This window comes from Curtobacterium sp. MCBD17_021, from assembly GCF_003234525.1.
In the GTDB taxonomy this organism is placed as follows: domain Bacteria; phylum Actinomycetota; class Actinomycetes; order Actinomycetales; family Microbacteriaceae; genus Curtobacterium.
This window is the reverse complement of the sequence record NZ_QKTS01000004.1, coordinates 130,988-152,435: the sequence shown is the minus strand read 5'-3', so window position 1 is coordinate 152,435 and position 21,448 is coordinate 130,988. Positions and strand designations below refer to the sequence as shown.

Here is a 21,448-nt window from a genome sequence, read left to right as displayed (position 1 = left end):
CACCTCATGAGCACCGGAACGACCGACCAGAAGCCCGCCGTCCTGTTCGTGTGCGTGCACAACGCCGGACGGTCACAGATGGCCGCGGGGTTCCTGCGCGCGATCGCGGGTGACCGCATCGACGTCTTCTCCGCCGGGTCCGAGCCGGCGGACCAGGTGAACCAGGTCGCCGTCGCCGCCATGCACGAGGTCGACGTCGACATCGTCGGTCAGACCCCGGCCATCCTGACGACCGATGCCGTCCGCAACGCCGACGTGGTCGTCACCATGGGCTGTGGAGACGCCTGTCCGGTGTTCCCCGGCAAGCGCTACGAGGACTGGGAGCTCAGCGACCCGGCCGGCCTGCCGCTCGAAGACGTCCGTCCGATCCGCGACGACATCCGCGGACGCGTCGAACGCCTGGTGACGACGCTCGTCTGAGCGCCGCTGCCAGGCGTCCGTGGGTGTGCTGCCCTAGTTCGACGAGTCGTCGGACGAGGTCGGCACGTCCGAGCTGTCGATCTCGAGGGCTGCGCCCTCCTCGCCCTGCTCCTCCACGGTCTGGTCCGTGTCGGGCTGCTGGGGTTCGTCGGCCTGCGTGGTCTCTTCTGCCGGATCCGGCTGGCTGTACGTCATGGCGCCGACGCTACGCCGCGCAGGCCCCGGCGGTCGCAGGGACGTGTCGACGGACAGACGGGAGGCCCGTGGCGACGTTCCGCCACGGGCCTCCCGTCGGTTCGACCGCAGGAGGTCAGAAGCCGAGCGCCGTGTTCATGTTCGCGGCCGCGTTGAAGAACGCGATCGACGAGAAGACGCCGATGACGAGCGACAGGACGGAGATGACCACACCGGCGATCGCGAGGCCGCGGCCACGCTCCCCCGTGCGCTTGATCTGCGACAGGGCGATGAGGCTGACGACGAGACCCGCGATGTTGATGACGAAGGCGAGCACGAAACCGACGATCGCGAGCGTGCTGAACTTCTGGCTGCTCTGGGCCGTGCTCTGGTACGGGTTGGTGGTGTTGGTCATGATGACTCCGGTGCGAGGATGACGTCAGGTCGCTGACGATTGGTCGACTCTGAACGTACTGACACGGTGAACCGGTGTCCGGAAAGCGGCGGAGGCACCCACGAACTGGGGGCAGACCGGTCGTCCCAGCAACGTGCCGGCCGTCGGTGCGACTCCGTCAGCGTCCGTGGCGCCGGACGAGGTCCGGGAGCTCCGCCGGCTCGAACGGCTCGTCGGTCGCCTCGAGCTCGTCCGCCGTCCACCACCGCGACGCGAGGATGTCGACCCGCTCGTCGTCGGTCCACTCGGCGTCGGAGAGCTCGAACCCGGGCGTCCGGACCACGTAGAACTCGGCGTGCCCACGGTCGTGGTCGGCCTCGTCCCACGTGACCGCGAAGTCCCAGGACCACACCGGCTCACCCGGGTCCGTGATGACGAGGCCTGTCTCCTCGCGGAGTTCCCGCACCGCCGCCTCCCGGTGGGACTCCCCCGGGTCGACGCCGCCGCCCGGGGTGATCCAGCGGTGCGCACCGTCCGAGGACGGTGCCTTCGTGTCCATCAGGAAGACGCGCCCCTCGGGGTCGAGCAGGAGGATCCGGGAGGTCCGACGCAGGCCGTGTGCAGCAGTCACGGCACCGACGCTAGCGGCCGGGTGCGCCGCCCGCGAGGTGCGACCGGCAGGGCCGGAGCGTCAGTTCGTGAAGGAGCTGACGTCCCCGACGAGCTTCGTGTGGTCCGCCGGGATCGGTTCGACGGCCGCGAGGGCGATCTCGGCCGCGAACTCGGACACGCTGTACAGCTTGCCGACGGCCTCGCGACGCCCCTCGATCGCGCCGGGGTTGATGCGGTTGAGGAGGGTCGCCGTGATGGTGCCCTCGATCATGTCGCCGGAGACCGTGACGAACTCGATGCCGGCGGCCTCGAGCTGCGGCAGGAGTTCGCGGAGGGCCAGTTCACCGGCGCGCTTGCTCTTCGCGACCGGGACGTACTCCGGCAGCGTCTCGGCGGTGTCGACGAAGTGGGCCTGGTGGCTCGTGACGAACACGACGCGGGAGCCGGCGGGCATGTGCGGGACGGCGGTCTGGAGCATGTCGACCTGCGCGTCCCGGTTGAGCCGGAGCGCGTAGTCGTCGCCCATGCCGGACTCCATGCCGCCCGAGGCGTTCAGCACCAGGAGGTCGATGCCGCCCCACTCCTGCACGACGGCGTCGACCATCGCCTGGACCGATTCGTGATCGGTGAGGTCGGCGCCGAGGGCGAGCGCCGCTCCCCCGCCGGCGACGATCTTCTCGGCGATCTGCTCCGCACGGCGGGCCTTGTTGCGGTAGTTGACGACGACCTTGGCCCCCGCCTCGGCCAGGTACCCCACCGTGTCGGCGCCGATGCCGCGGGAGGAACCGGTGACGAGGGCGCGCGTGCCGTCGAGGGATCCGGGGGCGAGGGGGCTGCTCACAGTGGTGTCTCCTGTCGTGGGGCGGCGCCGGTCCTGGTCGTCCCGGGCGGCGTCGAGCCTACCAAGGCGCGTCGGAGGCCGCGGGCCTGACGGACCCGACCCCGCCGGTACCCGCTGGTACGTTGGACGCGACAACACCGGACGTCGCGACGCAGCGAAGGCCGTGCGCGATCAGAGGGAGGGAGATCCGCGTGACCGTCTCGGAATGGACCCAGGTGATCGTGTGGATCGCACTGGTGCTGGTCCTGGGGGTGGTCGAGGTGTTCACCCTCGACTTCGTCTTCCTCATGCTCGCGGCGGGGGCCGCCGGCGGTCTGGTCGCCGCCCTGCTCGGTGCCCCGTGGTGGCTCTCGGCCATCATCGCCGCCGTGCTCGCACTGCTGCTGCTCGCCGTCGTCCGCCCTCGCGTGCTGCAGGCGCTGAACCGTGGTGCCGACCCGCACCGCACCGGTGTGGAGGGCCTGGTCGGGATGGCCGGCACCGTCGCCCTCGCCTTCACCTCCTCCGCGCCCGGTCAGGTCCGCCTCGCGAACGGCGAGACCTGGAGCGCCCGCTTCGCCCCGGGAGCCGTCGACCGCACCCCACCGCTCGGCACCCGCGTGGTCGTCGAGTCCATCGAGGGCTCCACCGCCGTCGTCCGCATCGAACAGAAGGCTGCCCAATGACCCTCTCCACCGGGACGATCGTGCTCCTCGTCCTGATCGCCGTCCTCGTCGTGTTCGTGATCGTCGTGCTGTCCAAGGCGGTCCGGATCGTCCCCCAGGCCACGGCGGGCATCGTCGAGCGCCTCGGGAAGTACCACAAGACCCTCAACCCCGGGTTGAACCTCTTGGTGCCGTTCATCGACCGGCTCCGCCCGCTCCTCGACATGCGCGAACAGGTCGTCTCGTTCCCGCCGCAGCCGGTGATCACCGAGGACAACCTGGTCGTGTCGATCGACACGGTCGTCTACTTCCAGGTGACCGACGCCCGCGCCGCCACGTACGAGATCGCGAACTACCTCGGTGCCGTCGAGCAGCTGACGACGACCACACTCCGCAACGTGGTCGGTGGGCTCAACCTGGAAGAGGCCCTGACCAGCCGGGACAACATCAACGGTCAGCTCCGCGTCGTGCTCGACGAGGCGACCGGCAAGTGGGGCATCCGCGTCGGCCGGGTCGAGCTGAAGGCCATCGAGCCGCCCGTGTCGATCCAGGACGCCATGGAGCAGCAGCTGCGTGCGGAGCGCAGCCGACGTGCCGCGATCCTGCAGGCCGAGGGCACCAAGCAGTCCGCCATCCTCGAGGCCGAAGGCCAGCGGCAGGCCGCGATCCTCGCGGCGGAGGGTGACGCGAAGGCGCAGGTCCTGCGCGCCGAGGGTGAGGCGCAGGCCATCGCCACGGTCTTCGACGCCATCCACGCGGGCGACCCGGACGAGAAGCTCCTGTCCTACCAGTACCTGCAGACCCTCCCGAAGATCGCCGAGGGGACGTCGAACAAGCTCTGGATGATCCCGAGCGAGTTCACCGAGGCACTCTCCGGCATCGCGAAGGGCTTCACGGCGCCGCGCTCCGGCAGCGGCCCGGCCACCGGTGGTGCTGCCGGAGCCGACTTCCTCTCGCGCATCTCGAAGCTCGCGAACGAGAGCCTGGCGAACACGGCGGCTGCCGACGGGTCCGCCCGTTCCGGTGCGCCGGCGGCTGACGCGTCGGTGGCCGACATCGTGCCGCCGTCCGAGCTCGACGACCGCCTGGCCGAGTCCGACCGCAGCGTCGACGCCCGCCTGTCGGAAGCCGACCGTGCGGCGGACGCGGCGTTCGGGTCCGACGGCGCCCCGAAGGACTGACGGTCACATGACGACGGCCCGCTCCCCCGATGGGGAGCGGGCCGTCGTGGTGTGTGCTGCGCGGTGCCTAGGCGCCGCGACGAGCACGGAGGAACTGCAGTCGCTCCTGCAGCAACTCCTCGAGTTCTTCGCGGGACCGCCGCTCGAGCAGCATGTCCCAGTGGGTCCTCGGTGCCTTCACGTCCTCTGCGGCGACCTCGACGGGGACACCGTCGTCGCCGAGCAGACGGCCCTCGTGTCCGGTGCGCGGGTCCGACCAGATGGCCGGGACCTCTGCCTCGGCGGAGAAGACCACGTCGAAGGTCTCACCCGACGCCGCTTGGTAGACGGCCCGCTTCCGTTCGGAGAGCTCGACACCGTCCTCACTCTGGAGGCTCTGGCTCCCGAGCCGCATGCCTCGGAGACTCCGATCAGCCATGTCCGACTCCTCTCGCTCGTTCCTCCGGTCCAACCCACACCACCCGCCTTTCGTTCCGGGCGGGTGGCATTCACAGTCGGTTCCCAGTGCGCGGCGCGGCGACTGCGGGCGGTCAGCGCGAGCGCCGTCCCCACGGAGCACAGGCGAGCAGGACGAGCAGTCCGCCGAGGGAGAGCACGAGGGTGATGCTGCCCGACGCCACGGTCGCGGGCGTGGTCGAGGTGCCGAGCGGGACGTCGGTCACCATCGACGTCGCGGTGTAGGCCGGCACGCGGTCGATCGTCCGACCACTCGGGTCGATCACCTGCGAGGCACCGACGGTCGAGATGTTCACGAGCGAACGGCCGGTCTCGACGGCCCGCATCCGTGCGATCTCGAGCTGCTGGAGGTTCTCGTCGGTCCCGTCGAAGTCGGCGTTGTTCGTCTGCGCCAGGATCACCTGCGCTCCCCCGCGCGCGAGGTCGGCCGTGAGACCGTCGTCGACCACGTCGAAGCAGATCATCACACCGGCACGGATGCCGGCGACCGGCAGGACGTTCGGCTTCGTGCCGGGCGTGTAGTCACGCTGCAGCAGACCGATGAGCGACGGGGCGAGCTTGGCGTAGAACCACCGGTCCGGGACGTACTCACCGAACGGCACCGGACGCTTCTTGTCGTACGAGGCCTGCCAGCCGTCGGCGTCCCACACGAACGACGTGTTGTGCAGGACCCCGGTCGAGGTCTGCGTGACGGCACCGGTGACGAGCGGGGCGCCGACGCTCTCCACCACCGCGTCGAGGGCGGCGGCGATGACCGGTTCGCGTCGCGGGTCGTACTCGGCGGCGGCCTCCGGCCACACCACGAGGTCGACCCCGCGCGCGGCGACGTCGGTCGCTGCGACCTGCGACCGCAGGACGTCGCCCGGAGCAGCGCCGTCGAAGTAGCCGGCCGGACCGTTGCCCTGCACCGACTCGACCCGGACCGTGCCGTCGACTGCGGTCGGCCACGCGGGCACGGCGAGGACGGCCGACACGAGCAGGCCCGCCGTCGCCACCCGCATCGGCAGTCGGAGACCCCGGACCAGGCCGAGCGAGACGACCACGGCGACGCAGTAGACCACGACGAAGCTCAGGCCCAGGACGCCGACGTACGCCGCGAGGTGCGTGAACGGCCCCTGCGACTGCGACAGGCCGACGCGGCCCCAGGAGAAGCCGCCGTAGGGCCAGCTGCCCGAGAACCACTCGCGTCCGGTCCACAGGGCTGCGACCACCGCCGGGAGGCCCCACACCCGTCCGGCGGTCGAGGTCACCACCCGGGCCACCCAGCGGTACGCGAGCGCGATGGCGACCGTCCCGAGCGCGAAGAGCGCGGCCTGGAGCAGGGCCAGGGCGAACCAGGGCACCGGACCGAGGTACCGGCCCGCCCACGAGATCGCCGGCACCCAGAACGCGACACCGGCGACGAACCCGAGACACGAGGCACGGCGGGCGCGTTGCCCGGCGGCCGCCAGCAGCAGACACGCCACCGCCGGGTAGGCGAGGAACCACCAGCCCGGTGCCGGGAAGGACAGCGCGAAGAGGAGTCCGCCGACGACCGACAGCCCGAACGCCTGCCCGAGCGGCAGAGCGGCGAACTCTCCCGCGCCGTCGGGCGCGGGAGCACCCCTCCGGGCCACCGCACGCGGCGGACGCACGGCTGTCTCGACGACCGTCACCGGGCCTCCCGTCAGACCGTCGCGTAGGCGACGATGCCGCGGCGGACCGCGTCGGTGGCACGACGGGCGGTCTGCGCGAGGTCCGGGTCGCCCGCGTTGCGGATCTGGTCGAGGAGGTCGATGACCTGCTTCGACCAACGGACGAAGTCGCCGGCGGCCAGGTCGAGGGAGCGGAGGACGTCGTCGAGCGGCGAGCCGGAGGCCCAGCGGAACATGCCGAGCGCGATCGCCGGAGTCGGCGGCTCGGAGCCGGCGAGCCGGGCGTCCCGCTCGACGTCGTCCAGGCGCGCCCAGATCGTCAGCGTCTCGTCCAGGGCGGGGCGGAAGGCACCACGCGGTACCGCGTGCTCGGTGCCCGGGGCGTCCTCCCGGCGCGGCTGGTAGACGATCGTCGCCGCCATCCCGGCGAGCTGGGCCGGCGTGAGGTCCTTCCAGACCCCGGCCTCCAGGCACTCGGCGACCAACAGGTCGCGGTCACCGTAGATGCGCTGGAGGCGACGACCGCCGGCCGCGACCGTGACGTCGCCGTGCTCGTCCTGCACCAGGTACCCCAGTGTGAGGAGCACCTCGGTCACGCGGTCGAACGTGGTCGCCACGGCGCCCGTCCGGGAGCGGATCTGCTGCACGAGCTTGTCGTTGGTGCGCTTGAGCTTGTACCAGCGCTCGGCCCAGCGAGCGTGGGCCTCGCGGTCCGGGCAGGCGTGGCAGGGGTGCCGCTGGAGCTGTCGGCGCACCTCGCTGATGGCCGCCTGGCGGTCCTGACGCGCCCCGTGCGAGGCCTCGCGGCCGCCGGGGACGTTCGAGCGCTCGAGGTCGGAGAGCCGACGGCGGAGTGCGGCGTACTCGGTGAAGTCGCCGAGGTGGCACTGCATGGCGTTCTGGTACCCGTCGAGGGACTCCTGCTGCGACCGGACCTTGCGGGCCAGGTCGACCACCGAGCGGTCGGCCTGGAACTGCGCGAAGGACGTCTCGAGGACCTCACGCGTGCGGTCGCGGCCGAACTGCTCGATGAGGTTCACGGCCATGTTGTACGTCGGCTTGAACGACGAGTTGAGCGGGTAGGTCCGACGGCTCGCGAGGGACGCGACGGCCTGCGGCTCCAACCCGTCCGACCACTGCACGACCGAGTGGCCCTCGACGTCGATGCCGCGGCGCCCGGCACGACCGGTGAGCTGCGTGTACTCCCCCGGCGTGATCGGGACCCGGGCCTCGCCGTTGAACTTCTCGAGCTTCTCGAGCACGACCGTGCGCGCGGGCATGTTGACGCCGAGCGCCAGGGTCTCGGTGGCGAAGACGACCTTGAGGAGCTTGCGCTGGAAGAGGTCCTCGACGACCTCCTTGAACGCGGGCAGCAGACCCGCGTGGTGGGCGGCGACCCCGCGCTCGAGTCCTTCCAACCACTCCCAGTAGCCGAGCACCGCCAGGTCCTCGTCGAGCAGGGTGCGGCAGTGGTACTCCGCCGTCTCGCGGATCTCGCGACGCTCGTCCGCCGTGGTCAGCGACAGACCGGAGCGCACGACGTGCCGGACGCCCTGGTCGCAGCCGTTCCGGCTGAACACGAAGAAGATCGCGGGCAGGAGCATGCGCTCGTCGAGCATCTTCGCGATCTGCTCGCGGTGCGCCTTCTCCGTGCGCGGTCCGCGTCGGTCCGGGTACACCGGGCGGCCCCGGCGACCGCGTGGGCCGTTCGTGCCGTGTCGGTTCGCGCCGCCGACGAGCCGGAGGAGTTCCGGGTTCACCCGGTTGGTCGCCGCGGCACCGGACGAGTCGAACAGGTCGACCATCTTGTTCCCGACGAGCACGTGCTGCTCGAGCGGGACCGGGCGGTCCTCGGACACGATGACGTCGGTGTCGCCGCGGACCGTCTGCAGCCAGTCGCCGAACTCCTCGGCGTTGCTCACCGTGGCGGAGAGCGACACCAGGCGGACCTCGGTCGGCAGGTGCAGGATGACCTCTTCCCAGACCGCACCACGGAAGCGGTCGGCGAGGTAGTGCACCTCGTCGAGCACGACCCACGCCAGGTCGTCGAGCAGGTCCGAGTCGGCGTAGATCATGTTCCGCAGGACCTCGGTCGTCATCACGACGACGCGGGCCCGGGGGTTGACGTTCGTGTCGCCGGTGAGGAGTCCGACCTCGGTCTCGCCGTACGCCTGCACGAGCTCGGCGTACTTCTGGTTGCTCAGCGCCTTCATCGGCGTGGTGTAGAAGACCTTCGCCGTCGGCTGCCGCATGGCCAGCCAGATCGCGAACTCCGCCACGATCGTCTTGCCGGCGCCGGTCGGCGCGGCCACGAGCACGCTGTTGCCGCGGTCGACGGCGTCGCACGCGGCGAACTGGAACGGGTCGAGGTCGAACCGCAGGTCGGTCCGGAACAGCTCGAGGTTCCGCGACCGACGGCGGACCTTCGCGGCGGCGAACCGCTCGGCGGGACTCAGGCTGGTCTCGGTCACAGGCCGTACTCCTCGTCGAGCTTCGCCTGACGCTTCGCCAGACGGCGGTCGTGCAACCACGTGACGAGGCACGCCGCGAAGTAGAGCACGACCATCGGGATGGCCAGGATGAACATGGACAGCACGTCGGCCGACGGTGTGACCAACGCCGTGAAGACGAGGATCAGGACGATCGCCACGCGCCACGACCGGACGATCGCGGCTGCCGTCAGGACCCCGACGAAGTTGAGCAGGACGAGGAACACCGGCAGGACGAAGGCGATGCCGACCGCCACGATGAGCTTGATGACGAAGTCGTAGTAGGCCTTCGCGTCGACGATCGAGGTGTCCTGCGCCGACACGAAGCTGCCGAGGATGCCGACGATGTGCGGCAGGACGTACCACCCGAAGGCGCATCCGGCGAAGAACAGCGGGATCGCCGTGCCGAGGAAGCCCCAGACGTACTGCTTTTCGCGACGGACCAGTGCCGGCACGATGAAGGCCCAGATCTGGTACAACCAGACCGGGCTGGCGATGACGACGCCGATCGTGATCGCGATCTGCAACCGGAGGTCGAACGCGCCCGTGATCATCGGGAAGTTGAGCTCTGCGGTGTGCCCACCGACCTCGGCCAGCTGCGTGACCGGGGAGCGGAGCGCGTCGAGCACGAACGGGGTGAGGAACCAGCCGCCGATCGCCGCCACCAGGACCGCGACGACGGCCTTGAAGAGGCGGTTGCGCAGCTCGATCAGGTGCTGACCGAGGGACATGCGGCCTTCGGGTTCCTTCGGTCGGCGCCCTTGCCGCTTCTCTCGCCCGCCCGCGGTCGTCGAAGCCATGCACCGATCTTACGGCAGCGGTCTCTCAGTGGATGTCGAGAGCGGCCGACGCGAAGTCACGGACCGCCTGGCGGGCGGCCGGTGGGTCGATCACCACGGCCCGACCGGGCAACCCGGCCACGAGCCGGACGACGCCGTCGAAGCCGGCCGACGCCGCCAGCCGGATGCGTACGCGACCATCGGCGTCCGGCGCGTCCGCGGTGTCGGCGAGGAAGTCGGCGACGAGCGGCAGCGACGACGCGTCGAGTTCGACCGTGACGATGACGTCCTGGGCGCTCTGCTGGAAGAGCGTGTCCGGCAGCACGACGTCCTCGATGGTGCGTTCAGCGGCTCGGTCGTCCACGCGCACGCCGGACATCCGGTCGAGCCGGAACGTCCGGATCGCCGCCCGGTCGAGGTCCCAGGCACGGAGGTACCAGTCGGCGTCGATCGACTCGACCCGCAGCGGGTCGACCCGTCGGGTGCTGCCCTGCGTCCGCGGCCCGGCGTACTCGAACACCAGCCCGCGTCGACCGGACATCGCCTCGCGGATCACGGTGAGGGCCGCGTCGTGCAGGTCCTGGCCGACGGCGACGTTCGTCGCTGCGCCACCGGCACCACGCGACAGCTTCGCCATCAGCGCGCGGATGGCGTCCTTGTCCGCGGCCTCCGGCAGGGCGGAGAGGTACTGCAGGCCGGCGATGAGCGCCGAGGCCTCCCGCGCCGACAACCGGGGAGCATCGTCGATCGCCACGAGGTTCGTCAGGACGATCATGTCGTTCTGGTCGAAGTCGTCCCACGCGATGTCGAACAGGTCACCGTGCTGGTACTGCATGGTCTCGCCGGGCACCCCGGACACGGCGATGAGTTCGACGGCGCGACGGATGCGGGCCTCGGGGACGCCGAAGTGCCGGGCGGCCTCGGCGACGGAGACGCGTTCGCGGTCGATGAGGTAGGGCACGAGGGCCAGCAGGAAGGCGAGTTTGTCCTGCGCCTGCAGGGGTTGCGCGTCAGCCACGTGTCGCTCCGTCCGGTGCCGTGCGGTGCCCCGTGGCACGGTCGGGCGCCCCGGTGTGGTCGGCGACGAGCACGCGGAGCCGCTCGACGACACGCTGGCGGAGGTCCTCCGGCTCGACGACACGGACCTCGGGGCCGAACGCCGCGAGCTCCTCGGCCAGGATCTGCGGGTCGACGTGGTGGATGACCAGCTCGCCGTCGGTCGTCGACGTGGTGTCCCGCCGACGGGTGAGGCGGCGCTCGGCGTCCGACCCCGGGACGACGTGCACCGTCGCCGTACGCTCGGCCCACACCCGGTCGAGCCCGGCGAGCGCACGCTCCCCGGCGTCGGCCGGTGCGGGATGCTGCCCGACCTCGAACGGGGTCACCGGTCCGACGATGCGGGACAGCAGGTAGTTCTTCTCCGACCGCGTGGCGAACTCGTGCGCGGCGAGCATCCACCGGCCGCCGTGCTGGACGAGCGCGAGCGGTGCGAGCTCACGGACCCGGGCCTCGTGGTGTCCGGGCGTGATGTAGGCGAAGCGGACGGCGGCACCGCGGTCGAGCGCGGACCGCAGGGGCTCGAAGGCGGCGTCCCGGGTGCGGAGCCGCGGTGCGTACGCGCCGATCGGCGAGGCACCGTCGGCACCCTCGTGCTCGGCGCCGTCGTCCTCCGACCCGGCGGAGCGGACCTTGAGCAGGCCGCGGCGGGAGTCCGCCGAGAGTGCGCCCTCACGCCACGCCATGGCGGCGAGCGAGAGCAGCGCGGACTCGTCCGGGGTGAACCGGACGTCGAGCGGCAGGTCGTACTCGCCCTTCGGGATCCGGTAGCGCAGGGTCTGGTTGTTCCCCGCCGACCCCGGTGTCTCGATGGTCTCGAGCGGGATCCCGAGCTCGCGGACGTCGTCCTTGTCACGCTCGAACTGCCGCTCGAGCGACGCGTTGTCACCGCCCGGGGCGTACCGCTGCCGGTACCCCTGCACGTTCGCCAGGATCTCGGACTTCGTCAGCCCGGACTCCGTCGACAGCAGTGCGAGCACGAGGCTGAACAACCGTTCCTCGGCGGGCACACGGGGAGCACGGGTGGTGGGCACGTGCCGATCCTACGCAGCCGGAGGTCAGCTCGGCATCGCGCCGAGCACGTCGATGACGTACGCGTACGCGGCGCCCTGCTGGTGGACGATCGCGAGCACCTGGTCGCCGACGTGCCGCCCGAGCAGCGCGTTCCGGATGCCGTCCACGACCTGACCCTCGGCCAACGGCAGCGGCTGCGCGCCGGAGCCGTCGGTCCAGCTCGACCCCGCGACGGTGGAGTCGGTCGTGCTGCTCCCCCACGTGACGGCGGTGTACTTGACGATCGCGGTGTCCTCGGCCGTCAGCGTCGCGCCGTCGCCCTTGCGGAGCAGGTGCTGCTCGTCGTCCTCCGGGGCCGACCACGACGGGATGGTGATGCCGGGCGCGCCGTCGGGCGCGAGGACCACGGCCGGCATGCGGTCACCGGCGAGCTGGGGGCTCCCCGTGGCGCGCGAGTCGAAGGCGCGCTGCACGTCGACGACGAAGACGGCGGCGTCCTCGGCGCCGGACCCGCTCGGGGCGCCACCCGAGAGCGCCGTCTTCGGGAGGACCACGGCGAGCCGGTCGCCGACCTGTGCGCACTCGAGCGCTTCGCCGAGCGCACCGGCGTTCGTCGAGCCGGCCGTGATCGGCGTCGAGGCACCGGTGTACCCACTGGTCTGCGCGACCTCGCCGGTGGCGCCGTCGACGAGCGTGTACTCGAGCACGACGGGGGTGCCGTCACCGATGGTGCGGCCGTCGCCCTGTCGGAGCACCGAGACCTGCGTGCCGGTGGCGGTGAGGCCCGCGGGCACGGTCACCTTCGGCTCCGACCCGAAGGCACCCGAGGCCGAGACGGCCTCCGACGCCCGGCCGGAGGGTGCGCACGTGCTGGACGTTCCCGCACCGGGGGCGGCGCACGCCGTCAGCGAGGCGACGAGTCCGATGGTGACCACGAGTGCGGGGATGGTGCGCACGGATCCTCTTTCCGTTCGATGCAGGACGGGCACGGGGCCCAGCCTAGCGGGCGTCGTCGGTGGGTCCGGACGCTGCCGGAGCCTCGTCCACACCGGCTTCCGCCGCCGCGACCTTGCGCGCCTGGGCTGCTGCCTGCCGGGCCACCTTGCGGAGCTTCTTGTCGCTGGCACCGCGTTCGCCGACGGCACCCGGCGTCCAGGCCTCGACGTCCTCGTCGGAGAACTCGGCCTTGCCGGCACGCCGCTTCAGGTTCGGCAGGACGACCCCGTCGGCGAGCCGCCGTGCGGTGACGAGGAAGCCCGTGTGCGCCACCATCCGGTGGTCCGGGCGCACGGCGAGGCCCTCGACGTGCCAGGTCCGCACGAGGGTCTCGCTCGACTGCGGGTCGGTGAACCGTCCGGTGTCGCGGAGCGCTTCGGCCGTCCGTGACAGCTGGGTGACCGTCGCGACGTAGCAGACGATGAGCCCACCGGGCACGAGGGCGTCGGCCGCCTCGTCCACGCACTCCCACGGGGCGAGCATGTCGAGCACGACGCGGTCGATGCTCTGGGGTTCGACCGCCTGCGGCAGTTCCTCCACCAGGTCGCCGACGGTCACCGACCAGTTCTCCGGGACGGCGCCGAGGAACGTGCCCACGTTGCCCCGTGCGATCGCGGCGAACTCGTCCCGGCGCTCGAACGACTGCAGGCTGCCGGTCGGGCCGATCGCGCGGAGCAGCCAGAGCGACAGCGCGCCGGAACCGACGCCGGCCTCGACCACGCGCGCGCCCGGGAAGACGTCCGCGAAGGCGACGATCTGCGCCGCGTCCTTCGGGTAGACGATCGCCGCGCCGCGGGGCATCGACATCACGTAGTCGTTCAGCAGCGGTCGGAGCGCGAGGTACTCGTCGCCCGAGCTGGCCCGGATGACCGAGCCGTCCGGCTGCCCGATGACGTCGTCGTGCGCGAGCATGCCGCGGTGCGTGTGGTAGACCACCCCACGCTCGAGCGACAGCGTCGTGAGCTTGCCCTTCGGGCCGGTCAGCTGCACCCGGTCGCCGGCGCGGAACGGACCGCGCCGCGGGGTGTGCGGTGCGCCACCGACCGTGTGCGGCAGCTCGGGAGCCGCGGCACCGGCCTGCTCGGGCACGACGGTGCCGGCCGCCTCGTGTGCGGCCGCGGTCTCGTCGGCTGCGGTCGTGTCGTCGTTCATCGCGCGTCCTCTTCGGTGACGGGGGCCGACGCCGGGACGGAGGCCGGGCCTCCCTGGCGTTCGGCGGCACGGGCCGAGAGGGCCGGACCGGTCAGTTCGAGCAGGCGGTCGACGTCGACGCCGGCGAGGGTGGTGAGGTGGACGTCTCCCGCGCCCTCGGCGATCGGGACGATGTGCTCGACGGCGACCGTGACGGCCCCGGAGGCCACCGCGGAAGCGACGCCGGTGGCGGAGTCCTCGATCGCGATGCACGCGGTCGGCTCGACGCCGAGCTGCGCGGCGGCGGACAGGTAGGCGTCCGGGTGCGGCTTCGGGCGCTCGACGTCGTCACCGGCCACGACGACCTGGAAGCCGCCGGCACCGAAGGCCTCGGCCGTGACGAGCGCCATCGTGCGGCGCGACATCGTCACGAGCGCGGTCGGGACGCCGCGGGCGTGCAGCTCCTCGACGAGTTCGCGGGCACCGGGACGCCAGGGCAGGTCGTCGCCGTGCAGTCGCTCGACGACGAAGTCCGTCATCCACTGGACGATCTCCTCGACCTCCATGTCGACGCCCTTGCCGCGGAGGATCTCACCCGAGCGCTCGAGTCCGCTGCCGACCAGCGACAGGCCGTCCTGGTGCGTCCACTCGGCGCCGAAGCGGGAGGTGAGCACGACCTGCGACTCCTGCCAGATCGGCTCGGTGTCGATGATCGTGCCGTCCATGTCCCAGAGCACGGCTGCGGGCAGCGCGGGCGCGGGCTGAGCGGGGGCGGGGGGTTGCGCGGTCACGGGCGACGAGTCTACCGGCGGCACCGGAGGCGGCAGGCCCGGAGCGGGCGGCCGGGGACGCCCGCCGGTGGACGGCGGGACTATCGTGGATGCCTGATCGTGCTCCGGCCGACGCGCGCGCGAGCGCGGGTGCGACGGCCCACTCCACAACCAGGAGGCCCCTGCCGTGCCACAGCACTCCCCCTTCAGCGACGGACGACTGCTCGTCGTCGCGTTCGAGGGCTGGAACGACGCCGGTGAGGCCGCGAGCGGACTCGCTCGCCGCATCGTCGACGCGCTCGAGCTCGACGAACTCCGCGAGATCGACGGGGAGCGGTACGTCGACTACCAGTTCAACCGTCCCGAGGTCGGCTTCGACGACGAGGGCGAACGCGGCGTGCAGTGGCCGCGGATCGTCCTGCACGGCCCGAGTGCCCAGGGGCACCCGGTGATCGGGGCGACCGGGGCGCCGAGCGAGCGCGACGTGTTCGTCCTCGTCGGACCCGAGCCGTCCCGCACCTGGCGCGGCTTCTGCGCCGAGGTCATCGACCTCGCCGACGTCTACTCGATCGACGCGGTGGTCTTCGTCGGCGCGATGCTCGCCGACGTCCCGCACACCCGCCCCATCTCGGTCTTCGTCTCGAGCGAGAACGCCGGCGTCCGGGCGGCCTTCGACGTCGACAAGTCGACGTACGAGGGCCCGACCGGGATCCTCGGGGTCCTCGCGGACGCGATGGACAAGGCCGGACTCACGACGCTCTCCCTGTGGGCATCGGTGCCGCACTACGTGCACAACGCCCCGTCACCCAAGGCCACCCTGTCGCTCCTCGACAAGATGGAGGAGCTGACGGACGTGACGGTGCCGCGCGGCACGCTCCTCGACGACGCGGCGCAGTGGGAGGAGGGCATCGACGCCCTGGCGGCCGATGACGACGACATGGCCTCGTACATCGGGCAGCTCGAACAGGCCCGCGACACCGTCGACTCCCCCGAGGCGTCCGGCGACGCCATCGCGCAGGAGTTCGAGCAGTACCTGCGGCGCCGGGAGCACAAGGACGGCAAGGACGGCGGTGGCGCCGCCGGCGAGGGCCCGTGGCGGCCGCCGCAGCCGCCGCAGTAGCGGCAGGCGTCCGACGGACGGGAGGCCCGGTACCAGCTGGTACCGGGCCTCCCGTCCGTCGTGGGGCAGCGGGCGCTGCCCGGGACGTCATCCGATGCGGATGCCGAGGAGGGCGTCGACCAGGTCGACGAGGCCCGGCGTCGCCGCCGTCCCGCCGGCGATCGCGGTGTCGACGACGGCGACCGCGCCCGGCGTGTCCAGGTCGTCCGCCACCCGTGCGCGGAGGCGGGCCGCGACGTCGTCGGCGTCCGGCTCGTGACCGGCACCGGAGCGGACCCACTCGTCCCAGGTCGACAGGCGGCGTTCGGCGTCCTCGAGTTCGCTGTCGAACCACTCCCAGTCGTCGGAGTACCGGTGGGACAGCAGCGCGAGTCGGATCGCCCGCGGGTCGGCACCACCGTCGAGGAGCCCGCGGACCGTCACCAGGTTGCCGAGCGACTTGGAGATCTTCGCCCCCTGGTAGGCGACCATCCCGGTGTGCACGAACGCGTTCGCGAGCGGCTGGTGGGCGAGGGCCGCGGCGTGCCCGGCGCTCATCTCGTGGTGCGGGAAGACGAGGTCGCTGCCGCCACCCTGCACGCTGATCGGCAGCCCGAGGCGGTCGCCGGCGATGACGCTGCACTCGATGTGCCAACCGGGGCGACCGGGGCCGATCTCGGTGTCCCAGCTCGGCTCGCCCGCACGTTCGGCGCGCCAGAGGAGCGGGTCGAGCGGGTCGCGCTTGCCGGGTCGGTCCGGGTCGCCGCCGCGTTCGGCCGAGAGGGCGAGCATGGTCTCGCGGTCGAGGCGGCTCTCGTCGCCGAGCGCCCACGCCTCGGTGGGGCGGTTGACGTCGAAGTACAGGTCCTCGCCGTCGGAGTCCGGCGTCGGCACGGTGTAGGCGTACCCGGTCTCCTCGAGGAAGGCGACGGCCTCGGCGACGCGGTCCACCTCGTCCGTGACCGCCACGTAGTCGTCCGGCGGCAGGACGCGGAGGGCTTCCATGTCGCGGCGGAAGAGGTCGATCTGCGACGCCGCGAGTTCCTGCCAGTCCACGCCGTCACGAGCGGCGCGCTCCAGGAGCGGGTCGTCGACGTCCGTCGTGTTCTGCGCGTACCGCACGGTCAGGCCGGCGTCACGCCAGACGCGGCCGAGCGTGTCGAAGGCAAGGTACGTCGCCGCGTGGCCGAGGTGGGTGGCGTCGTACGGGGTGATGCCGCAGACGTAGAGCGCGGCGTCGTCGGTGCCGCGGGTCGGGTCGACGGGCTTGCCGGTCGCGGTGTCGTGGACGACCGGGCGCGGGCCGGACCCGGCCACCTCCGGGACGATCGGGGCTTCCCAGGCCCTCACGGCTCGATCACCCCGAGGGAGAGCAGCACGATGAGGACGACGCCGAGGAGGATGCGGTAGACGACGAACGGCATGAAGCTCCGCTTGCTGATGTAGTTCATGAACGCGGCGATGACGACGAAGCCGACCACGAAGGCCACGACGGTCGCGATGAGCGTGTCCGCGAGGCCGAACGGCGCTCCGGTGTCACCGAGGCTCGTCGCGGCCTCGTACAAGCCGGACAGGAACACCGCGGGGATGGCGAGGAGGAACGCGAACCGCGCCGCCGCCGGACGGGTGTAGCCGAGCGCGAGCCCCATCGAGACCGTCGCCCCGGAGCGCGAGACGCCCGGCACGAGCGCGAGCACCTGCGCGAGACCGATGAGGATGCCGCCCTTGAAGGTCATGTGCTCGATCCGCCGGACCTTCCGTCCGACGCGGTCGAGCACACCGAGGACGACACCGAACACGATGAGCACGACCGCCACGATCCAGAGCGACCGGAACGTGGTCTCGATGCTGTCCTGGAGCAGCAGTCCGACGACGCCGATCGGGATCGTGCCGAGGATGACGAGCCACCCGAGTCGCACGTCCGGGTCGTTCCGCGGGACCTTGCCGCCGAGCGCCCCGAACCACCGCCCGATGATCCGGGTGATGTCCTTCCAGAAGTAGATGAGCACGGCCGTCTCGGTGCCGAGCTGGGTCACCGCGGTGAACGCCGCTCCCGGGTCCTTCGCGTCCGGCAGGAACAGCCCGACGATGCGCAGGTGGGCGCTGGAGGAGACCGGCAGGAACTCGGTCAGACCCTGGACGAAGCCGAGGAAGATCGCCTCGAAGATGTGCACGTGTGCGGCCTTTCGCCGGTGCTGGACTCGGTTGCCGTCACCGACGACGACCATGCACGGTATCAGTAGGTCGCGAAGAGGTCTCCGAGGACGCGGCGGCCGAACGCCAACGACTCGAGCGGGACCCGCTCGTCGACGCCGTGGAACATCGCGGGGAAGTCCACGCCGGCGGGCAGCTGCAGCGGCACGAAGCCGTACCCGGCGATGCCGAGCCGCGACAGCGCCTTGTTGTCGGTGCCGCCGGAGAGCAGGTACGGCAGCACCGGGGCGCCGGGGTCGTGCCGCCCGAGGACGTCCCGCACGGCGTCGACCAGGGGGCCGCCGAAGTCCTGCTCGAGACCGACGTCCCGGTGCGTCATCGACACCTCGACGTCGGCACCCGCGAGTTCACGCACCCGCTCGAGGACCGACTCCTCGTCACCGGGCAGGCACCGGATGTCGACGAGTGCCGTGGCCTCGTCCGGGATGACGTTGTGCTTGTACCCGGCGCTGAGCACCGTCGGGTTCGTGGTGGTGTGCAGGGCCGCGTGGATGAAGCGCGCGGCCGAGCCGGTGGCGAGGGCGACCTCGTCGGGTCCGGTCGCGACGGGGTCGACGCCGAGGAACCGGGCGACCTCGTCGACCATCGCGTCGGTGGTGTCCGACAGCCGGACCGGCCACTCCTCGCTGCCGATCCGGGCCACCGCGGCGGCGAGCTTCGTCACGGCGTTGTCGCGGATCACGTGCGAGCCGTGCGCCGCGGTGCCCCTGGCCACGAGCTTGACCCACATGAGGGCCTTCTCACCGGTCTGCAGCAGGTAGGCCCGCCGGTCCCCGAGCGTGATCGAGTAGCCGCCGACCTCGCTGATCGCGGCCGTCGCCCCCGCGAAGACCTCGGGGCGGGTGTCGACCACGTGGTGCGCGCCGAGGACTCCCCCGGCCTCCTCGTCGGCGAAGTAGGCGATGACCAGGTCGCGCTCCGGCGCCCCCTGCCGCTCGATGACGTCGGCCAGTGCCGTCAGCATCATCGCGTCCATGTTCTTCATGTCGACGGCACCCCGCCCCCAGAGCGATCCGTCGCGGACCTCGCCACCGAACGGGTCGACGGTCCAGTTCGCCGGGTCCGCCGGCACCACGTCGAGGTGGCCGTGCACGACCAGCCCGGGCTTGCTGCGGTCCCGGCCCGGGACGCGGGCGACGACGCTGACCCGGTCGGGTTCGGACTCGAACAACTCCGGCGTCAGGCCGAGGTCCTGCAGCGCTGCCTCGACGTAGTGGGCCGCCTCGGTCTCGCCGCGGGACCTCCCCTCACCCCAGTTCGTGGTGTCGATCCGGATGAGGTCCCGCGCGATCGCCGCGGTGCGTTCCAGCTCGGCCGTCATGGTGCCAACGCTACCGGCGACCCTGGCCGTGCTGCGCCGCGCCCGGGATGCACGCCCGTGTTCAATGTGCGTTCACAGCCGTGCTAGTGTCTTCTCTCGGCAGGAACGCCGGGGAAACCCGGTCGGAGCGCCCGGTGCGAGAGCACCACACCCTGTCCGGGTGGCGGAATTGGTAGACGCGCTAGCTTGAGGTGCTAGTGCCCGTATTAGGGCGTGGGGGTTCAAGTCCCCCCTCGGACACGCAGTACCTGCTCTCCGGAGCACGTGCTCGGACACTTGGGTTGAGACAAGCGGCGAACGGCCCTCCTTCGGGAGGGCCGTTCGTTTTTGCGTGCCCAGCGCCAGCGCCAGCGCCAGCGCCAGCGCCGGCGGATGCGCATCGCGCCCGGCTGCGTGCACAGCGCCCCGTCCGAACGGGGCGCACCGCACGCAGCAGGGCGCGGTACAGCGTGGCGGCGCGTCAGCGGCGGGCGCGCCGCACCACCCAGACGGCCACGCCGCCGATGAGCAGGTACGGCCACGTCGCCACGACGGGGTCGAGCACGCCGTGCCGCCAGTCCCGTCGCGTCGACCCGAGCCGGGCGCCGACCGGGTCGTCCGCACGTTCGGCGGCGATGCCGGTCTCCTTGACCAACCGGTCCGGGCGTCCGCGGAGTGCGTCGGTGACGCGGTGGGTGGCCACGTCGAGGCGGTCGCCCACGACGAGGAGCATCCAGTGTGCCAGGCGTCCCTCGCTGAAGCGGCGGTAGGCGTACCGCTTCACGACGCCGGCGACCCCGGACAGGGGCTGCGCGGTGCCGAACACCGGTGTGACGTGCGCGTGCTCGATCGAGCGCTCCCGACCCTCGGCGCCCGGCTGCTGCTCGGGGCGCTCCCAGTGCGCGCCGGTGGCGGAACCGGCCTCGCGGGACAGCTTCGGGACGCTCGGGCGGTCGGCGAGATCGAGGTCGCTCCCCCACCCGGGGATCCGCGCGCGCAGCTCGTCGGCCGACGGCAGGTCGCGCGGCTTGTCCGCCACGTACGCGATGTGGTCGTCTGCACTGCTCATGCTCTGGTCTCCGTTCCCGCTCACGGCACGATCACCGGCTTGATGCACTCGTCGAGCTTCGCCGAGAACAGGTGGTACGCCTCGTCGATGTGCTCGAGCGGGATGCGGTGGGTGATGATGTCGCTCGGCTTCAGGTGGCCCGCCTGGATGTGCTCGAGCAGGCGCGGCCACTGGCGCTTCACCGGCGCCTGGTTCATGTGGATGGTGACGCCCTTGTTGAGCGCGTCGCCGAACTTCACGGCGCTCGGGATCGGGCCGTACGCACCCATCACCGACACCGTGCCGCCCTTGCGGACGCCGTCGATGGCCCAGTTCAGCGCGATGGGCGAGCCGCCCTGCAGCTTGAGCTTCGAGCTCGTCACGTGCTGCAGGTAGTTGCCGTCGGCCTCTGCCCCGACCGCGTCGATCACGCTGTCGGCGCCGAGGAAGTCCGTCTGCTTCTTCATCTCGACGACGATGTCGTCCACCTCGGCGAAGTTGATCGTCTCGGCGTGCGCGAACTCACGGGCCTTGGCCAGGCGGTACTCGAGCTGGTCGACGACGATCACGCGTCCGGCACCCATGAACCACGCCGACTTCGCCGCGTACAACCCGACGGGGCCGGCGCCGAGCACCACGACGGTGTCGCCCTCGCGGATCGAGGCGAGCTGCGCCCCGAAGTACCCGGTGCCCAGCGCGTCCGTCATCATCAGGGCGTCCTCGGGGTCGAGCCAGTCCGGGATCACCTGGGGGCCGACGTCGGCGAAGGGCACGCGGACACGCTCCGCCTGGCCGCCGTCGTAGCCGCCGGTGGTGTGCGAGTACCCGAAGATGCCGCCGACCGCGGTGGCGTTCGGGTTGACGTTGTGGCAGTTCGTGAACAGGCCGCGGGCGCAGAACCAGCAGGTGCCGCAGGAGATGTGGAACGGCACCATGACCCGGTCCCCGACGCTGAGGGTCTCGACCGACGAGCCGACCTCCTCGACGACGCCGATGAACTCGTGGCCGAAGGTGTGGCCGACGCGGGTGTCCGGCATCATGCCGTGGTACAGGTGCAGGTCCGACCCGCAGATGGCGGCACGCTCCACGCGGATGACCGCGTCGTTCGGGTGCTCGATCCGGGGGTCGGGCTTGTCCTCGACGCGGACCCGGTAGGGGCCGCGGTAGGTCATGGCGCGCATGGCGCTCCTCTCGCT

General features: G+C 71.6%; 22 protein-coding genes and 1 tRNA gene. 5 read left to right on the top strand and 18 right to left on the bottom strand.

The window, feature by feature from the left end; translation table 11 throughout:
* Positions 1-6: 6 nt before the first annotated feature.
* Positions 7-420, top strand: a complete 414-nt coding sequence (locus tag DEI83_RS05725; protein ID WP_111080815.1) for an arsenate reductase ArsC — start codon at positions 7-9, stop codon at positions 418-420.
* A 33-nt stretch (positions 421-453) separates the two neighbouring features.
* Here DEI83_RS05725 and DEI83_RS15830 read toward each other — a convergent pair whose 3' ends face one another.
* The 4 genes from DEI83_RS15830 to DEI83_RS05710 form a co-directional block, all read right to left on the bottom strand.
* Entirely contained in the window at positions 454-615 is a 162-nt protein-coding gene (locus DEI83_RS15830) for a hypothetical protein (RefSeq protein WP_181431081.1), read from the bottom strand.
* A 115-nt stretch (positions 616-730) separates the two neighbouring features.
* Entirely contained in the window at positions 731-1,009 is a 279-nt protein-coding gene (locus tag DEI83_RS05720; RefSeq protein WP_111080814.1) for a DUF4190 domain-containing protein, read from the bottom strand.
* Between the two features lie 157 nt (positions 1,010-1,166).
* On the bottom strand, positions 1,167-1,619 hold the full coding sequence (locus DEI83_RS05715; protein WP_111080813.1) for an NUDIX hydrolase: 453 nt from the start codon (positions 1,617-1,619) through the stop codon (positions 1,167-1,169).
* 60 nt (positions 1,620-1,679) lie between these two features.
* The gene (locus DEI83_RS05710) at positions 1,680-2,441 is read right to left on the bottom strand and encodes an SDR family oxidoreductase (RefSeq protein WP_111080812.1); all 762 of its coding nucleotides are present in this window, start codon (positions 2,439-2,441) and stop codon (positions 1,680-1,682) included.
* Positions 2,442-2,632: 191 nt separating this feature from the next.
* Here DEI83_RS05710 and DEI83_RS05705 point away from each other — a divergent pair, with 191 nt between their 5' ends.
* The gene (locus DEI83_RS05705; RefSeq protein WP_258371075.1) at positions 2,633-3,106 is read left to right on the top strand and encodes an NfeD family protein; all 474 of its coding nucleotides are present in this window, start codon (positions 2,633-2,635) and stop codon (positions 3,104-3,106) included.
* Positions 3,103-4,266: an SPFH domain-containing protein gene (locus DEI83_RS05700; protein WP_111080810.1), complete on the top strand. Its 1,164-nt coding sequence runs from the start codon at positions 3,103-3,105 to the stop codon at positions 4,264-4,266. The genes DEI83_RS05705 and DEI83_RS05700 overlap by 4 nt, the downstream gene beginning before the upstream one ends.
* A 67-nt stretch (positions 4,267-4,333) precedes the next feature.
* Here the strand turns inward: DEI83_RS05700 and DEI83_RS05695 are convergent, their stop codons facing one another.
* The 9 genes from DEI83_RS05695 to DEI83_RS05655 form a co-directional block, all read right to left on the bottom strand.
* Positions 4,334-4,684: an RNA polymerase-binding protein RbpA gene (locus tag DEI83_RS05695; RefSeq protein WP_111080809.1), complete on the bottom strand. Its 351-nt coding sequence runs from the start codon at positions 4,682-4,684 to the stop codon at positions 4,334-4,336.
* Between the two features lie 112 nt (positions 4,685-4,796).
* Positions 4,797-6,356, bottom strand: a complete 1,560-nt coding sequence (gene lnt / locus DEI83_RS05690) for an apolipoprotein N-acyltransferase (protein ID WP_258371074.1) — start codon at positions 6,354-6,356, stop codon at positions 4,797-4,799.
* A 32-nt stretch (positions 6,357-6,388) separates the two neighbouring features.
* A complete protein-coding gene (locus DEI83_RS05685; protein WP_111080808.1) occupies positions 6,389-8,827 on the bottom strand; it encodes an RNA helicase in 2,439 nt (812 codons plus the stop codon).
* Positions 8,824-9,576 (bottom strand): twin-arginine translocase subunit TatC, encoded by a 753-nt coding sequence (gene tatC / locus DEI83_RS05680; protein ID WP_111080807.1) that lies wholly within the window; start codon positions 9,574-9,576, stop codon positions 8,824-8,826. Before tatC ends, DEI83_RS05685 begins: the two co-directional genes overlap by 4 nt.
* Positions 9,577-9,670: 94 nt before the next feature.
* Entirely contained in the window at positions 9,671-10,642 is a 972-nt protein-coding gene (locus DEI83_RS05675; protein ID WP_111080806.1) for a YafY family protein, read from the bottom strand.
* Positions 10,635-11,714, bottom strand: a complete 1,080-nt coding sequence (locus tag DEI83_RS05670) for a YafY family protein (RefSeq protein ID WP_111080805.1) — start codon at positions 11,712-11,714, stop codon at positions 10,635-10,637. Before DEI83_RS05670 ends, DEI83_RS05675 begins: the two co-directional genes overlap by 8 nt.
* A gap of 24 nt (positions 11,715-11,738) precedes the next feature.
* A complete protein-coding gene (locus DEI83_RS05665; protein ID WP_111080804.1) occupies positions 11,739-12,650 on the bottom strand; it encodes an FKBP-type peptidyl-prolyl cis-trans isomerase in 912 nt (303 codons plus the stop codon).
* A gap of 43 nt (positions 12,651-12,693) precedes the next feature.
* Complete coding sequence (locus DEI83_RS05660) at positions 12,694-13,842, bottom strand: tRNA (adenine-N1)-methyltransferase (protein ID WP_111080803.1); 1,149 nt, start codon at positions 13,840-13,842, stop codon at positions 12,694-12,696.
* On the bottom strand, positions 13,839-14,612 hold the full coding sequence (locus DEI83_RS05655) for an HAD family phosphatase (RefSeq protein ID WP_258371073.1): 774 nt from the start codon (positions 14,610-14,612) through the stop codon (positions 13,839-13,841). The genes DEI83_RS05660 and DEI83_RS05655 overlap by 4 nt, the downstream gene beginning before the upstream one ends.
* Before the next feature lie 166 nt (positions 14,613-14,778).
* Between DEI83_RS05655 and DEI83_RS05650 the strand changes: the two genes are divergently transcribed.
* Positions 14,779-15,711: a proteasome assembly chaperone family protein gene (locus DEI83_RS05650; RefSeq protein ID WP_111080801.1), complete on the top strand. Its 933-nt coding sequence runs from the start codon at positions 14,779-14,781 to the stop codon at positions 15,709-15,711.
* Between the two features lie 87 nt (positions 15,712-15,798).
* Here DEI83_RS05650 and mshC read toward each other — a convergent pair whose 3' ends face one another.
* The 3 genes from mshC to DEI83_RS05635 form a co-directional block, all read right to left on the bottom strand.
* The gene (mshC, locus tag DEI83_RS05645; RefSeq protein ID WP_111080800.1) at positions 15,799-17,040 is read right to left on the bottom strand and encodes a cysteine--1-D-myo-inosityl 2-amino-2-deoxy-alpha-D-glucopyranoside ligase; all 1,242 of its coding nucleotides are present in this window, start codon (positions 17,038-17,040) and stop codon (positions 15,799-15,801) included.
* Positions 17,037-17,864 carry an undecaprenyl-diphosphate phosphatase gene (locus tag DEI83_RS05640; protein WP_111080887.1) on the bottom strand — a complete coding sequence of 276 codons (828 nt, stop codon included), beginning with the start codon at positions 17,862-17,864 and terminating at the stop codon, positions 17,037-17,039. Before DEI83_RS05640 ends, mshC begins: the two co-directional genes overlap by 4 nt.
* Before the next feature lie 62 nt (positions 17,865-17,926).
* Positions 17,927-19,225 carry a M20/M25/M40 family metallo-hydrolase gene (locus DEI83_RS05635; RefSeq protein ID WP_111080799.1) on the bottom strand — a complete coding sequence of 433 codons (1,299 nt, stop codon included), beginning with the start codon at positions 19,223-19,225 and terminating at the stop codon, positions 17,927-17,929.
* Positions 19,226-19,379: 154 nt separating this feature from the next.
* Between DEI83_RS05635 and DEI83_RS05630 the strand changes: the two genes are divergently transcribed.
* Positions 19,380-19,465 (top strand) — tRNA-Leu (locus tag DEI83_RS05630).
* 220 nt (positions 19,466-19,685) lie between these two features.
* Here the strand turns inward: DEI83_RS05630 and DEI83_RS05625 are convergent.
* Both DEI83_RS05625 and DEI83_RS05620 read right to left on the bottom strand, forming a co-directional pair.
* Positions 19,686-20,273 (bottom strand): hypothetical protein, encoded by a 588-nt coding sequence (locus tag DEI83_RS05625; RefSeq protein ID WP_220036753.1) that lies wholly within the window; start codon positions 20,271-20,273, stop codon positions 19,686-19,688.
* Positions 20,274-20,293: 20 nt separating this feature from the next.
* The gene (locus DEI83_RS05620; protein ID WP_111080798.1) at positions 20,294-21,433 is read right to left on the bottom strand and encodes a zinc-dependent alcohol dehydrogenase; all 1,140 of its coding nucleotides are present in this window, start codon (positions 21,431-21,433) and stop codon (positions 20,294-20,296) included.
* Positions 21,434-21,448: the final 15 nt, after the last annotated feature.